This window comes from Streptomyces sp. NBC_00425 (assembly GCF_036030735.1).
GTDB lineage: Bacteria > Actinomycetota > Actinomycetes > Streptomycetales > Streptomycetaceae > Streptomyces.
In genome coordinates this window covers 8,852,187-8,866,091 of record NZ_CP107928.1, presented here as the reverse complement: position 1 = coordinate 8,866,091, position 13,905 = coordinate 8,852,187, and the positions used below count along the sequence as shown (strand labels likewise).

The 13,905-nt window shown below is 73.1% G+C and carries 14 protein-coding genes and 1 pseudogene; 4 read left to right on the top strand and 11 right to left on the bottom strand.

Features of this window, described 5'->3' with window-relative positions; translation table 11 throughout:
- Window positions 1-3: 3 nt before the first annotated feature.
- Entirely contained in the window at window positions 4-2,343 is a 2,340-nt protein-coding gene (locus OHS82_RS39075; protein WP_057581740.1) for an FHA domain-containing protein, read from the bottom strand.
- A 95-nt stretch (window positions 2,344-2,438) separates the two neighbouring features.
- Complete coding sequence (locus tag OHS82_RS39070) at window positions 2,439-2,849, bottom strand: hypothetical protein (protein ID WP_057581739.1); 411 nt, start codon at window positions 2,847-2,849, stop codon at window positions 2,439-2,441.
- Between the two features lie 307 nt (window positions 2,850-3,156).
- On the opposite strand from OHS82_RS39070, the gene OHS82_RS39065 reads away from it, so the two are divergent.
- Window positions 3,157-3,540: a nuclear transport factor 2 family protein gene (locus tag OHS82_RS39065; RefSeq protein WP_057581738.1), complete on the top strand. Its 384-nt coding sequence runs from the start codon at window positions 3,157-3,159 to the stop codon at window positions 3,538-3,540.
- A 206-nt stretch (window positions 3,541-3,746) separates the two neighbouring features.
- On the opposite strand, the gene mgrA is transcribed toward OHS82_RS39065, so the two are convergent.
- Window positions 3,747-4,739 carry an L-glyceraldehyde 3-phosphate reductase gene (mgrA, locus tag OHS82_RS39060; protein WP_057581737.1) on the bottom strand — a complete coding sequence of 331 codons (993 nt, stop codon included), beginning with the start codon at window positions 4,737-4,739 and terminating at the stop codon, window positions 3,747-3,749.
- Between the two features lie 184 nt (window positions 4,740-4,923).
- On the opposite strand from mgrA, the gene OHS82_RS39055 reads away from it, so the two are divergent.
- On the top strand, window positions 4,924-5,808 hold the full coding sequence (locus tag OHS82_RS39055) for a LysR family transcriptional regulator (protein WP_057581735.1): 885 nt from the start codon (window positions 4,924-4,926) through the stop codon (window positions 5,806-5,808).
- A gap of 25 nt (window positions 5,809-5,833) precedes the next feature.
- On the top strand, window positions 5,834-6,349 hold the full coding sequence (locus OHS82_RS39050) for a mycothiol transferase (RefSeq protein ID WP_328435590.1): 516 nt from the start codon (window positions 5,834-5,836) through the stop codon (window positions 6,347-6,349).
- Here OHS82_RS39050 and OHS82_RS39045 read toward each other — a convergent pair.
- The 6 genes from OHS82_RS39045 to OHS82_RS39020 all read right to left on the bottom strand — a co-directional run bounded on the left by OHS82_RS39045 (window position 6,331) and on the right by OHS82_RS39020 (window position 12,281).
- Window positions 6,331-7,401, bottom strand: coding sequence for an adenosine deaminase (locus OHS82_RS39045; RefSeq protein WP_057581732.1), 1,071 nt, complete (start codon window positions 7,399-7,401; stop codon window positions 6,331-6,333). The genes OHS82_RS39050 and OHS82_RS39045 overlap by 19 nt on opposite strands.
- A 21-nt stretch (window positions 7,402-7,422) precedes the next feature.
- Window positions 7,423-7,821 carry a VOC family protein gene (locus OHS82_RS39040; protein WP_057581730.1) on the bottom strand — a complete coding sequence of 133 codons (399 nt, stop codon included), beginning with the start codon at window positions 7,819-7,821 and terminating at the stop codon, window positions 7,423-7,425.
- Between the two features lie 269 nt (window positions 7,822-8,090).
- Window positions 8,091-9,011, bottom strand: coding sequence for an aldo/keto reductase (locus tag OHS82_RS39035; protein ID WP_057581728.1), 921 nt, complete (start codon window positions 9,009-9,011; stop codon window positions 8,091-8,093).
- Between the two features lie 217 nt (window positions 9,012-9,228).
- Window positions 9,229-10,572 carry an aldehyde dehydrogenase family protein gene (locus OHS82_RS39030; protein WP_328436156.1) on the bottom strand — a complete coding sequence of 448 codons (1,344 nt, stop codon included), beginning with the start codon at window positions 10,570-10,572 and terminating at the stop codon, window positions 9,229-9,231.
- Window positions 10,573-10,733: 161 nt separating this feature from the next.
- A complete protein-coding gene (locus OHS82_RS39025; RefSeq protein WP_057581724.1) occupies window positions 10,734-11,927 on the bottom strand; it encodes an RNA polymerase sigma factor in 1,194 nt (397 codons plus the stop codon).
- A 3-nt stretch (window positions 11,928-11,930) separates the two neighbouring features.
- Window positions 11,931-12,281 (bottom strand): YciI family protein, encoded by a 351-nt coding sequence (locus tag OHS82_RS39020; RefSeq protein WP_057581722.1) that lies wholly within the window; start codon window positions 12,279-12,281, stop codon window positions 11,931-11,933.
- A gap of 99 nt (window positions 12,282-12,380) precedes the next feature.
- Between OHS82_RS39020 and OHS82_RS39015 the strand changes: the two genes are divergently transcribed.
- Window positions 12,381-13,409, top strand: coding sequence for an acyl-CoA dehydrogenase (locus tag OHS82_RS39015; RefSeq protein WP_328435589.1), 1,029 nt, complete (start codon window positions 12,381-12,383; stop codon window positions 13,407-13,409).
- A gap of 45 nt (window positions 13,410-13,454) precedes the next feature.
- Here the strand turns inward: OHS82_RS39015 and OHS82_RS39010 are convergent, their stop codons facing one another.
- The gene (locus OHS82_RS39010; RefSeq protein ID WP_199863893.1) at window positions 13,455-13,622 is read right to left on the bottom strand and encodes a hypothetical protein; all 168 of its coding nucleotides are present in this window, start codon (window positions 13,620-13,622) and stop codon (window positions 13,455-13,457) included.
- 89 nt (window positions 13,623-13,711) lie between these two features.
- Window positions 13,712-13,900 (bottom strand): annotated as a pseudogene (locus OHS82_RS39005) (MMPL family transporter); the annotation flags it as partial.
- Window positions 13,901-13,905: the final 5 nt, after the last annotated feature.

Genomic DNA, 13,905 nt, shown 5'->3' with positions numbered 1-13,905 from the left:
GCCCTACTTCCGCATCACCGCGGGCTCGTGCCGGCGCAGCAGCCGGGAGACGACGAATCCGAAGGCCGCCGAGAGCACGACCAGCATGCCCACGTCGAGCAGCCACACCCCGGCCGAGTGCTCGAACAGCGGGTCGCCGGTGAGGTCGCCGGGCACGATCCGGGACAGCCCGATGGTGCCGGCCATCGCGCCGAGCGCCCACCGTGAGGGCACCAGCCACGACAGCTGGTCCAGTCCGGGCACACCGCTCAGCTGCAGCAGCGCCCCGCAGAAGACCACCTGGACGATGGCGAGCAGCACCAGCAACGGCATCGTCACCTCCTCCTTGCGCACCAGCGCGGACACCAGGAGCCCGAGCATCATCGCGGTGAAGGACAGCAGCGCGACGGCGACGGTGATCTCCACGAGGGGCGGCATCAGCACGCCCTTGCCGCCGGGCGCGTGCAGGTCGACGCCGAGCAGGGCGACCAGCGTGAGGACCACCGCCTGCACGACGGTCACCGCGCCCAGCACGACGACCTTGGACATCAGGTACGCCGATCTGGACAGGCCCACCGCGCGTTCCCGCTGGTAGATCACGCGTTCCTTGACGAGTTCGCGCACCGCGTTGGCCGCTCCGGTCAGGACTCCGCCCACGCACAGGATGAGCAGCGCGTTCATCGCGGTGTCCCGGGTGAGTTCGCCGCCGGCGAGGGCCCGGGCCATGACGCCCATGACGAACGGCAGGGCGATCATGATCGCGAGGAAGGTGCGGTCGGCGGCGAGGGCCGCGGTGTAGCGGCGCACCAGGGTGCCGACCTGGGCGCTCCGGCTGCGGGGCCGCGGCGGCGGCAGCATGATCACCGGCCCGGAGCGCGGCAGCCGGGGCTGTTCGCTGTCGTCGAGGACGTAGCGCCGGCGCGACGGCGAGTCGCGGTACTCCCCCGCCCAGTCCCGGTCCTGGTCGCGTTCGAAGGCCTCGAAGGCCTCGGGCCACTGTTCGAAGCCGAAGAAGGCGAGCGCGTCCTCGGGCGGCCCGTAGTAGGCGACCTTGCCGCCGGGCGCGAGCACCAGCAGCCGGTCGCAGACGTCGAGGCTGAGGACGCTGTGCGTGACGACGATGACGGTGCGGCCGTCGTCGGCGAGGCCGCGCAGCATGTGCATCACCGAGCGGTCCATGCCGGGGTCGAGGCCGGACGTCGGCTCGTCGAGGAAGAGCAGCGAGGGCTTGGTGAGCAGTTCCAGAGCGACGCTGACGCGTTTGCGCTGTCCACCGGAGAGGCTGTGCACGGGCTGGTCGGCGCGCTCCTGGAGGCCGAGTTCCCGGATGACCTCCTCGACCCGCGCGCGGCGCTCCGCCTTGGCGGTGTCCTGCGGGAAGCGGAGTTCGGCGGCGTAGGCGAGGGCGCTGCGCACGGTCAGCTGGGCGTGCAGGATGTCGTCCTGCGGGACGAGGCCGATGCGCTGGCGCAGTTCGGCGTAGTCGCGGTAGAGGTCGCGGCCGTCGTAGACCACCGTGCCGTGGCCCGCGGGACGCTGGCCGGTGAGGGCGCCGAGCAGCGTGGACTTGCCCGCGCCGCTGGGGCCGACGACGGCGAGCAGGCACTTCTCCCCCACCGGGAACGACACGTGGTCGAGGAGCACCTTGCGGCCGCGGTCGACGGTGACCGTCAGGTCCTGCACGTCGAGGGAGATCTCACCGGTGTCGACGTACTCCTGGAGCTGGTCGCCGACCAGGCAGAACGCGGAGTGGCCGATGCCGACGATGTCGCCGGCGCCGACCGGGGCGCGGTCGACGGGCAGCCCGTTGAGGTAGGTGCCGTTGTGGCTGCCGAGGTCGACGATCTCGTGGCCGCCGTCGGGCAGCGCGCGCAGTTCGGCGTGCCGGCGTGAGACGACGAGGTCGTCGACGACGAGGTCGTTGTCGGCGGCCCGGCCGATGCGCACGGTGCGCGGGGACAGCGGCCGGACGTTGGTGGGCTGCCGGAAAGTGCCGGTCAGGGCGGGCATGGAGACGGCCGACGGTCGCTCGGGCGGCGCCGGCGCCAGGCCGGACAGGACGACACAGGGGCCGTCGGACGGGCTGCCGAAGCGGATCACGCTGCCGGGGCCGACGCCCCATTCGTGGACCTGACGGCCGTCGGCGTAGGTGCCGTTGGTGCTGTGGTCGTCCTCGAGGGTCCAGTGGTCGCCGTCGGGGCGCAGCACGGCGTGGTGCCAGGAGACGCGGGTGTCGTCGATGACGATGTCGCTCTGCGGGTCCCGCCCGAGACGGTAGTCGTGGCCCGGGAACAGCAGAGTGGAGCCCGTCTCGGTCTCCAGCACGAGTTCGGGCGCAGTCGAGGAGACCGGCCGCTCCGTCATGCCTGAATTCTATCGATGTGCACCCTTATGCGCCCGACGGGGAGGACGGCGGGAGAGGACGGTCGGCCCGGGCGGCGGGCGTGGGCGGCGACCCGTCAGCCGACCGGGAGGACGAGGGCCGGGACGGTGCGCTGCATGCGCAGTGCGTCGACGGACTCCGCGAGGAGCTCGTACTCGGTGGTGTCGTCGCTGACCGCGATCCGCACCAGCCTGCCCCCCGCGAGCTCGTCGGCCACCAGCTCCTGCCGGCCCGTGTCGGCGCACCAGGCCCGCAGCAGCCCGGGCACGTCCTGCACGGTGGCGGCGACGGGGACGAGCGCCCCCGGCGGGAAGTACTCGCTCTCGGGCAGCGGATCCAGTCGCTCAGCCATCCAGGACGCCCGGTCCCGCAGCCACCACAGGGCGAGCGCCAGCGTCGGCGCGCGATAGGTGCCCAGCGGTACGCCGATACGCCGGCCGCCGCAGACGCCGTACGCGGTGACATGGCACAGGAATTCGTCGTGCACGTCTCTCTCCCCCGGTGCTCGCTTGCCGGTCGCGCCTCGCTTTCCGTGCAACTCCTGTGGGGAAACTGCCCCCGACGTTCGAGTATGTTCACTGCTAAAACACTGTCACCATGTCTTTTTAGCCAGTCTCCTGGCATATTCCCTGCGGTTCATGGCCGAAATGCGGCGAGCTTTGCCGGAGACCGTCATTACCTGGCGGGTAATCGACCGGGGCGGCGGCCGCGGGCAAGGTGGTCACACCGGATCGGCGAAGGCCGGAATCCCGGACCTGACCAGTGTCGACGACCTTCTTGGAGGCTGATTTCCCATGTCCGCGAACACCGATCGCTACGAGACCGCCGTCGCCCGCTACTTCGAGGCCTGGAACGCCCGGGAGCCCGAGGCGCTGGCGAAGGCCGTCGCCGCCGCATGGGCCGAGCGGGGCGGATACACCGACCCGCTCGCCGACGTCCGCGGCCACGAGGAGATCGCGGCCCTGGTCGCGGCGGCGCACGCGCAGTTCCCGGGCTTCGTCTTCCGGCTCTCCGGCGCGGTCGACGGCCACCACGACACCGCCCGGTTCTCCTGGGAGCTGGTGAGCGAGGCCTCAGGCGCCGCCCCGGTGGCCGGATCCGACGTCATCACCCTGGACGCGCAGGACCGGATCACGTCCGTCCTCGGATTCCTGGACCGCGTGCCGGCCGGAAGCTGAGTCCGGCGGCTGTGAATTCCCCCCGCCCGCGGCGGTCCGAACGGTGAGAGATCGCCGTACGGCCGCTGCGAGCGGAGGACGTCATGAGCACGGACGACGGCCGGGTATAAACGGAATACTCGATGCCGGACATCCTTTTCGGAGTTCGCTCACGGCCGTCGGAATACCGGAGGGCGACCCGCTGTCCGGTCGGCCGGCGGAGCGGTTCAGCCGTTGATCACCGCGTCGATACGGGCCAGCTCCTCGTCCTCGAAGTCCAGGCGCGCCAGGGCGCCGACGCTGTCCTCGATCTGGCGGGCGCTGCTCGCGCCGACCAGTGCGGAGGTCACCCGGCCGCCGCGCAGCACCCAGGCGAGCGCGAGCTGGGCGAGGGACTGGCCGCGGGACTTCGCGATGCCGTCGAGGTCGCGCAGCTTGCCGACGAGTTCCTCGGTGACCGCCTCGGACTTCAGGAACGGGCTGTCGCTCGCCGCCCGCGAGTCTTCCGGGATGCCGTTCAGATAGCGGCCGGTCAGCAGTCCCTGCTCCAGCGGCGAGAACACGATCGACCCGACCTGGAGCTCGTCCAGGGCGTCCAGCAGGCCCTCGCTCTCCGGGCGGCGGTCGAGCATGGAGTAGCGCGGCTGGTGGATGAGGAGCGGGGTGCCCAGTTCACCGAGGATCCGGGCCGCCTCCCGGGTCTGCTCCGCCGAGTAGTTGGAGACGCCGACGTACAGCGCCTTGCCCTGCTGGACGGCCGAGTGCAGGGCGCCCATCGTCTCCTCCAGCGGAGTCTCCGGGTCCGGGCGGTGCGAGTAGAAGACGTCCACGTAGTCCAGGCCCATCCGCTTCAGGCTCTGGTCCAGCGACGACAGCACGTACTTGCGCGAGCCCCACTCGCCGTACGGGCCGGGCCACATCAGGTAGCCGGCCTTGGTGGAGACGACCAGCTCGTCGCGGTACGGCGCGAAGTCGGTCCGGAGGAACTCACCGAGGGCGGACTCGGCCGCGCCGGGCGGCGGGCCGTAGTTGTTGGCCAGGTCGAAGTGGGTGATGCCGAGGTCGAAGGCGCGGCGCAGGATGGCCCGCTGCGTCTCGACCGGGCGGTCCGGACCGAAGTTGTGCCACAGGCCGAGCGACAGCGCGGGGAGCTTCAGGCCGCTGCGTCCGGTGCGCCGGTAGGGCATGTCCGCGTAACGGTCGGGGTGTGCGGTGTACAACGCGACTCCAGAAGGGGTTGACACGACGATCGGGTTCGGGAGGCCCAGGCCTCGGGGAGGCCGGGTCCGGGCAGGACGGGTCCGGAAAGATCCGTTCCGGGAACCGTGACCCACTCTGACCCCGCCCGCGGGCAGTGGTCCAACAGAAGAATCCGATGAGATTCAGCGGATACGCTTCTCAATCATGGAACTGCGCCACCTCCAGCACTTCGTAGCCGTCGCCGAGGACCAGCATTTCACCCGGGCCGCCGAACGCCTGATGGTCTCCCAGTCCGGCCTGTCGGCGTCGATCCGGGCCCTGGAGCGGGAGCTGCGCGCCCCCCTCTTCGTCCGGACCACCCGGCGGGTGACGCTGACGGAGGCGGGCCGGGCGCTGCTCGGCGAGGCGGAGCGCGTCCTGGCGCAGGTACGGGCGGCCCACGAGGCGGTCGCGGCCGTACAGGGCGTGGTCCGCGGCACCCTCTCCGTGGGCACCGAGCAGTGCATCGCCGGGGTGCATGTGGCGGGGCTGCTGGCGGCGTTCCGGCGGCGCCACCCCGACGTGGAGATCCGGCTGCGGCAGACCGGCTCGGGCGCGCTCGGCGAGGAGGTGGCGGCCGGCCGGCTCGACCTGGCCTTCGCCTACCGCACCCAGAGCGACACCGACCAGCTGCGCTGCGTGCCGCTGGCGGCGGAGCCGATGTACGTGCTGTGCCACCCCGACCACCGCCTCGCCGGAGCGTCGACGGCCCTGACGCCGCAGGAGCTGGCCGGCGAGGTGTTCGTCGACTTCCACCCGGACTGGGGGCCGCGCAGCGCCACCGACGCCGCGTTCGCCGGGGCGGGGGTGCACCGCACGGTCGCGCTGGAGGTCAACGACGTGCACAGTCTGCTGGACCTGGTGGACGAGAACCTCGGCGTCGCCGTGGTGCCACGCCATTTCCGGCACAAGCGCGAGGCCCTCACCGCCCTCGCGCTGAAGGGCACCGGCGAGGCGGCCTACGAGACGGTGGCCCTGCTGCCGCCGGCCCGGGCGACCAGCCCGGCGGCCCGGGCGCTCATGGGACTGCTGGAAACAGGGGGCGCGTGAGCGCCTGCTGGGCGATGGTGGTCCCATGCATGCGAAGGACATCCTCATCGACGGGTACGGCCGCATCCAGGAAGAGGTCCGCGCCGCCGTCGAGGGCCTCGACCCCGAAGCGCTCGACAGCCGGCCCGCGGCCGGGGCCAACTCGATCGCCTGGCTGGTCTGGCACCTCACCCGGGTCCAGGACGACCACCTGGCCGACGCCTTCGGGCTCGACCAGGTGTGGCTGTCCCAGGACTGGGAGAAACGGTTCGGCCTCGACCTGCCGCGCGAGGACACCGGGTACGGGCACAGCGCCGCGCAGGTCGCGAAGGTGCGGGTCCGTGACGCCGGCCTGCTGACCGGCTACCACGACGCCGTGCACGCGCAGAGCGTCCAGGCCCTGCGCACGCTGACCGCCGCCGACCTGGAGCGCGTGGTGGACGAGCGCTGGGATCCGCCGGTCACGCTGGGCGTACGGCTGGTCAGCGTCCTGTCCGACGACCTGCAGCACGTCGGACAGGCCGCCTACCTGCGGGGGCTGCTTCAGAGCGCGGCGGCGTAGCCGGGCAGGACGACGTCCTCCACGAGGGCGGTGCGCTCGTCGAACGGGATGAACGCGCTCTTGAGGGCGTTCACCGTGACCGTGCGCAGATCCTCGACGCCCCAGCCCGCGTGCTCGACGAGCAGCGACATCTCGCGGGTCATCGTGGTGCCGGAGACCAGACGGTTGTCCGTGTTGAGCGTGACGCGGAAGCCGAGGTCCTTCAACGCGGTGATCGGGTGCTCGGCGATCGAGACGGCCGCGCCGGTCTGGAGGTTGGACGTCGGACACATCTCCAGGGCGATCCGGCGGTCGCGCACCCAGCCGGCGAGGCGGCCGAGCTTGCCGTCCACGATGTCGTCGGTGATGCGCACACCGTGCCCGATGCGCTGGGCGCCGCACACCTGGAGCGCCTGGTGGATGCTGGGCAGGCCGTGGGCCTCGCCGGCGTGGATGGTGAAGGGCACGTTCTCGCGGCGCAGGTGCTCGAAGGCGTCGAGGTGGTCGGCGGGCGGGAAGCCGTCCTCGGCGCCGGCGATGTCGAAGCCGACGACGCCGGCGTCCCGGAAGGCGACCGCGAGGTCGGCGGTCTCCCGGGTGCGGTCGAACATGCGCATGCCGCACAGCAGGGTGCCGACCCGGACGGGCGTACCCGCGGCGGCGGCCTTGGCCATGCCGGCGGCGAGGCCCTCCTGGACCGTCTCGACGACCTCGGGAAGCGTCAGCCCGCCGTTCAGCATCAGCTCGGGGGCGTACCGGACCTCGCCGTAGACGACGCCGTCCGCCGCCAGGTCGAGGACGTACTCCTCGGCGGTGCGCAGCAGGCCCTCGCGGGTCTGCATGACGGCGAGGGTGTGCTCGAAGGTGGCTATGTAGCGCACCAGGTCGCCCGAGTTGGCGGCCTCGAAGTACCAGGCGGCGAGCTCGTCGGCGTCGGTGGTGGGCAGCGTGTGGCCGGCCTCCGCCGCCAGCTCGACGACGGTGGCGGGGCGCAGGCCGCCGTCGAGGTGGTCGTGCAGGACGGCCTTGGGGAGCCGGCGGAGGGTGTCGATGTCGATGCGGGGCGCGGTCATGTGCGTGAAGTCTTTCTCGGGTCAGTCGGTGGCGGCGGGCTGGAGCAGGTCCCAGCGGTTTCCGTACAGGTCCTGGAAGACGGCGACGGATCCGTACGGTTCGTGACGGGGCTCCTCCAGGAAGGTCACCCCCGCGGCGAGCATCCGGGCGTGGTCGCCGGCGAAGTCGTCGGTGTGCAGGAAGAAGCCCACCCTGCCGCCGGTCTGGTCCCCGACGCGGGCGCGCTGCTGCTCGCCCTTGGCCCGGGCGAGCAGCAGCCCTGCAGCGTCCTGGCCGTCCCCGGGCCGGACGACGACCCAGCGGGCTCCGCCGGGCCGCGGCTCGTCCTCGACGAGCCGGAATCCGAGCGCCTCGGTGTAGAAGCGGATCGCCTCGTCGTAGTCGTCGACGACAAGGGTGACCAGGGCGATACGACTCATCGGGGCCTTTCGGGAGAGCGCCGGGGCACGGACGGCAACGCCGGCGGGACGCTTGCCGGAGGTGCGACTGACCGGTGAGGTTATACGTAAAACCTCACCCACGCCAAGTCGTCCCCTTGAGCACCGGAGGGCGACCGGCGGGGACGGAGGCGGCGAGGAAGGCGCAGGCGGAGGCGGGTCGCCGCCCGGGCAGCGGACGGCGACGGGGCAGTGGACGTCCCGCGGGGGCGGACGCGGAGGCGGGTCGCGGGCGGGGGAGCGGGCGGGGGTCAGTCGGTGGGCGTTCCGCCGGCCCTGCGGTGGGCCGCGTTCAGGCGGTCCAGCTGATCCGGGGTGAGGCGCAGCGCCCCCGCGGCCACGTTCTCGGCGAGGTGGCCGGGGTCGCCCGTGCCCGGGATGGCGAGGACGTGCGGGCCACGGCTGAGGGTCCAGGCGAGCCGGACCTGCGCGGGCGTCACACCGTGCGCCCGGGCGACTGCGAGCACCTCGTCGTCGTGGGCGGCGGTCGCGCCACCGGGGCCCGCGTCGCCCGCGATGGCGAAGAACGGGACGAAGGCGATGCCCTGTTCGCCGCAGAGCCGCATGAGCTCCTCGTTCTCGGGATCGTGGTCACCGAGCCCGAACCGGTTCTGCACGCTCACCACCGGGGCGACGGCCTGGGCCTCGGCGAGGTGGCTGGGCCGGACCGCGGACAGGCCGAGGTGACGGATCAGACCGGCCTCGCGCAACTCGGCCAGGGCGCCGAAGTGTTCGGCGATCGACTCCTGCCCCGTCCGGCGCAGGTAGACGAGGTCGAGGTGGTCGCGGCCCAGTTGACGCAGGTTCTCCTCGACGTGGGCGCGCAGGTCCTCGGGCCGGGCCGACGTGCCCCACTCGCCCCGGTAGTCCCGGAACGGGCCGACCTTCGTGGCGATGAGCAGCCCCTCGGGGTAGGGGGAGAGCGCGCTGTTGATGAGCTCGTTGGCCGAGCGCAGGGCGGAGAAGTAGAAGGCCGCGGTGTCGATGTGGTCGACACCGAGCTCGATCGCCCTGCGCAGCACGGCGATCGACCGTGCGCGGTCGCTCGGTGCGCCGAGGTGGAAGGCGGCACTGCCGGTCAGCCGCATCGCGCCGAATCCGACGCGGCGGACCGGGATGCCGCCCATGTTCCAACTGCCCGTGGCTTCCGCGGTGATCGCTCCGATGGTCATCCGGGCAGTCTCGCACGCCCGGCGGGACGCTGGGCGGCGCTGACCTGGCCGGCGGCCAGGCCGTCTTTCGGCAACGGGGCCCGGCCCGTCGTCCGCCGACGGGCCTCGCCGCCCCTCGCCGCCGGGTGTCGGGCGGCCGGGCCGGTTCGGCCACGCCCGCGGCCGGTGACGGCCGGTCCGTCGCGGGCCCGGCGGAGGAGGAGAACCCCCTCCGCCGTCATCGACCTGCCGGCGCTCGGTGCAGGGGCTTCTCCAGCACGGCCTTGCGGTGGCTGAACGTCTCGATGGAGTAGCGCCCGTGGTAGCTGCCCATACCGCTCGCGCCCACCCCGCCGAACGGCAGGTCGGAGACGGTGAGATGGGCCAGCGGCAGACCGTGGCCGAGGCCGCCGGAGGAGGTCTCGGCGGCGATCCGGCCGCGGGTGTCCTCGGAGTCGGTGAAGACGTACAGGGCGAGGGGCTTGTCGCGGTCGTTGATGAAGCCGATCGCCGCGTCCAGCCCGTCGACGGTGACGATCGGCAGGATCGGGCCGAAGATCTCCTCCTGCATGACGGGCGACTTCGGGTCGACGTCGGCGAGCACGGTCGGCGCGAGGTACTTGTCGGCGCGGTCCTTGCCGCCGCCGACCACGACACGGCCGGAGTCCAGCAGTCCGGCGAGCCGGTCGAAGTGGCGTTCGTTGACGATGCGGCCGTACTCGGCGGAGGTCTGCGGGTCGGCGCCGTAGACGGTCTCGACCGCCCGCGCCAGCAGCGGCTCCAGGGCGGCGGCCGTCTCCGGGTCGGTGAGGACGTAGTCGGGGGCGACGCAGGTCTGGCCGGCGTTGAGGAACTTGCCGCGGGCCAGGCGGTCGGCGACGACGGCGAGATCGGCGTCACGGTCGACGAACGCCGGTGACTTGCCGCCGAGTTCGAGGGTGACCGGGGTGAGGTGCTCGGCGGCGGCGCGCAGCACGACGCGGCCGACGGCGCCGTTGCCGGTGTAGAAGATGTGGTCGAACCGCTCGGCCAGCAGGGCGGTGGTCTCCGGGACGCCGCCTTCGACGACGGCGACCGCCTCGGTGTCCAGGTGCGCCGGCAGCAGTCGGGCCAGGGCGGCGGAGGTGGCGGGGGCGAGCTCGCTGGGCTTGACGACCACCGCGTTGCCGGCGGCGAGGGCGCCGACCAGCGGGGCGAGCAGGAGCTGGGCGGGGTAGTTCCACGGGGCGATGACGAGGACGACGCCGAGCGGGTCGTACTGCGTCCAGGCGCGCGCGTCGGCGCCCAGGTGGGCGGGGACCGGGGCCGGCTCGGGGCGCAGCCAGCCGTCGAGGTGCTCGAGGGTGTGGTCGATCTCCCGGACCGTGAAGTCGATCTCGGTGCGGTAGGCCTCGGCGGAGCTCTTGCCCAGGTCGGCGTGGAGGGCGGCGGCAAGCTCCGCGCCCTGGTCCGTGAGCAGCCGGCGCAGGCGGCGCAGCTGGTCCGTGCGCCACGCGACCGGCTTGGTCCGGCCGGTGCGGAAGGCGGCGCGCAGCCGGGCCACGACGTCGGCGGGCTGCTCGGGGGTGGCGGCGGTGGTCATCGTGCCTCGCTGGGGTGCGCGGGCCTTGCGGCCCTGGGTCGTCGGACGAGCGGTCAGCTCGATGTATATGCCAACCATTCCGGAACCAAAATACATTCCCGCGGACGACGACCTCGCGCACGGCGTTCTGGGCGAGCCCCGGAACGACGTGCCGGACCGCATCAGTGGGGGAGCTCGCGCAGCCGCCGTTCGAGGAAGGCGCGCTCCGCCGGGCTCTCGCTCAGCGCGAGGGCCGCCCGGTAGGCCCGCCCGGCCTCGGCCGTGCGGTCCAGCCGACGCAGCAGGTCGGCGCGGACGGCGTGCCAGACGCGGTAGCCGTGGAGGTCCAGCGCGTCCACGAGGTCGAGGGCCGGACGCGGGCCCTGTGTCTCGGCCACGGCGACCGCCCGGTTCAGGGCCACGACCGGACTCGGGGCGAGGGCCGTCAACCGGTCGTACAGGCGCAGGATCTGCCCCCAGTCGGTGGCGTCGGCGGCCGGCGCGTCGCTGTGGACGGCCTGGACGGCGGCCTGGATCTGGTACGGCCCGGGCCGGTCGCGGCGCAGGCAGCGGCGGACCAGCGCCTGGCCTTCGGCGATCAGTGCGCGGTCCCACCGGTCGCGGTCCTGCTCGGGCAGCGGCACGAGGGTGCCGTCGGCGTCCACGCGTGCGGCCCGGCGGGACTCGACCAGCAGCATCAGCGCCAGCAGGCCGACGGCCTCCGGTTCGTCCGGCATCAGCTCGACGAGGAGCCTGCCGAGCCGCACCGCCTCCGCGCACAGGCCCGCCTCGCCCTCGTATCCCTGGTTGAAGACCAGGTAGAGGACGGCGAGGACGCCCCTCAGCCGGTCGGGCAGATCCGCGTCGCGCGGCACCCGGTACGGGATGTGCGCGTCCCGGATCTTCGCCTTGGCGCGGACCAGGCGCTGGGCCATGGTCGGTTCGGGGACGAGGAAGGCACGGGCGATCTGGGCGGTGGTGAGCCCGCCGAGCAGCCGCAGGGTCAGGGCGACCTGTGCCTGCGGGGCCAGCGCGGGATGGCAGCAGGTGAAGATCAGCCGGAGCCGGTCGTCGCGCACGGGGCCCTCCTCCACGGGCGGGTCGGCGGTGTGCAGCAGGGCGGCCTCGGCCTGACGGGCGTCCCGGGTGGACTCCCGGCGCAGCCGGTCGACGGCCCTGTTGCGGGCGGTGGTGATGATCCAGCCGGCCGGGGCGGGCGGCACCCCGGTCTGCGGCCAGCGGTGCACGGCCGTGGCGAAGGCGTCCTGGACCGCCTCCTCGGCGAGGTCGATGTCGCCCAGGAAGCGGACGAGGACGGCGACGGCCCGGCCGTACTCCGCGCGGAACACGGCCTCGACGTCCGTGGCGTCCGGCATCGGTCAGTGACTGTCCACGAACGGGCGGACCTCGATCGGCAGCGTGGTGGCGAGCGCGGCCTTGCGGCCCCACTCCAGGGCCTCGTCCAGGTCGGCGGCCGTGATCAGGCAGAGCCCGCCGAGGTACTCCTTGCCTTCGGCGTACGGCCCGTCGGTGATGAGCACGTCACCGTTCTCGGGCCGCAGCACGGTGGCCGTCTCCGGGCCGTGCAGACCTCCGGCGAAGACCCAGGCCCCGGCGGCGCGCAGTTCGTCGTTGTAGGCCTGCACCCGGCTCATGATCTCGGCCAGCTCGTCGGCGGCGGGCGGCTCACCGCCGGCCGGCTGGACCACGCTGAGCAGATAGTGCTTCATGACGTCCTCCTTGGCGTCGTGGCGTTGTCTCACCTCCTACACGAACGACCCTCCCCCGGATCGACACCCCGCGCCGCGATCCGCGAAAGAATTCCGCCCATGAACGCACCGCACCCGCTCGTCGCCCGCGCCCGCCGCCTCGCCGAAGACCTGCTGGCCCCGCACGCCGAGCGGGTCGACCAGGGCGAGGTGCCGAGGAGCCACCTCACGGAGATCGGCCGCGCGGGCCTGCTCGGCGTGAACGCGCCGAGCGGGTACGGCGGTGCCGGGGCGCCGGCGTCGGTGGTGCGGGAGACGACGGAGATCCTGGCCGGGGCCTGCTGCTCGACCTGGTTCGTGCAGGCCCAGCACCACACGCCGGTGCTGGCGCTGGCCGGGAGCGACGGTCCGCAGCGCGAGCGTCTGCTGCCCCGGCTGGCCACGGGCGAGCTGCTGGCCGGCGTGGCGTACGCCCAACTGCGGGCGTACCCGCGCACGCCGGTGCGGGCCGCCCGGGAACGCGGCGGCTGGCGCTTCGACGGGACGGTGCCCTGGTACACGGGCTGGGGCCTGAACGACGTCATGCTGCTGGCCGGGGTGACGGAGGCCGGCGAGGCCCTGTTCGCGTTCACCGAGGCGCGCGAACAGCCCGGCCTGCGGGCCTCGGCCCCGCTGCGGCTCGCCGCCCTGACGGCCGCCCGCACGGTCTCGCTGGAGCTGGACGGCCTGTGGGTCCCCGCCGAGGCGGTCGTCGTGCGCACCCCGCACGAACTCTGGTCGGCGACCGACCGCCGCAGGACGGTCAACCCCAATCCCGCGGTCTTCGGCGTCACACGGGCGGCCCTGGCACTGCTGGACGAGGAGACGGCGGCCCCGCTGCGCAGCCGTCTCGAGGAGACCCGCCGTCAGGCCTACGCCCTCGCCGACGGCGCGGCGCCCGACGAGTGCCTCGGGGACCGTCTGGCCCTGCGGACGCAGGCCTTCACGGTGCTGCAGACGGCGACCACGGCGGCCGTCGTCGCGGGCGGCGGCCGCTCCATGCTGCTGGCGAACCGCGCCCAACGCCTCGCGCGCGAGGCCCTGTTCCTCATGGTGCAGGCCCAGACCCTGGAGTCGCGCCGGGCCCAGCTGGCCGCCCTGACGGCCTGAAGCGCCCGTGCGCGCGGCACGCGGTCCGCCGCCGCGTCCGGCCGGTCAGTCCTCGTCCGAGCCCGGGACCACGACGAGGAACGCGTCCGACTTCAGATCCATGACCACGGTCGCGGGCTCGCCCTCGGCCCGTCGGCGGGCCGCGTACTCCTCCGCGGGCCACGATCCGCGCGGCGCTCCCGCGGGGAACCTCTCCAACACCTTCGCGCGCATAGCGGCAGACACCTCCACTGCGAGAACGGACACCGCCGGGACCGACGACCCGTGCAGGGATCGGCTTCCCGCGATCCGGGCGGGCATGTTCACACGCGCGCGAGACGGTCCTCCTCGACGGGCTTGCAGGTGCGGCTGAGCCGGCCCGGCCACCAGGCCCGGGCCCCGATGTCCCGGACGAGCGCGGGGACCAGCAGCGACCTGACCACGAGGGTGTCGAGAAGGACCCCGAAGGCCACGATGAAGGCGATCTGGACCAGGAAGGCCAGCGGGATCACCCGAG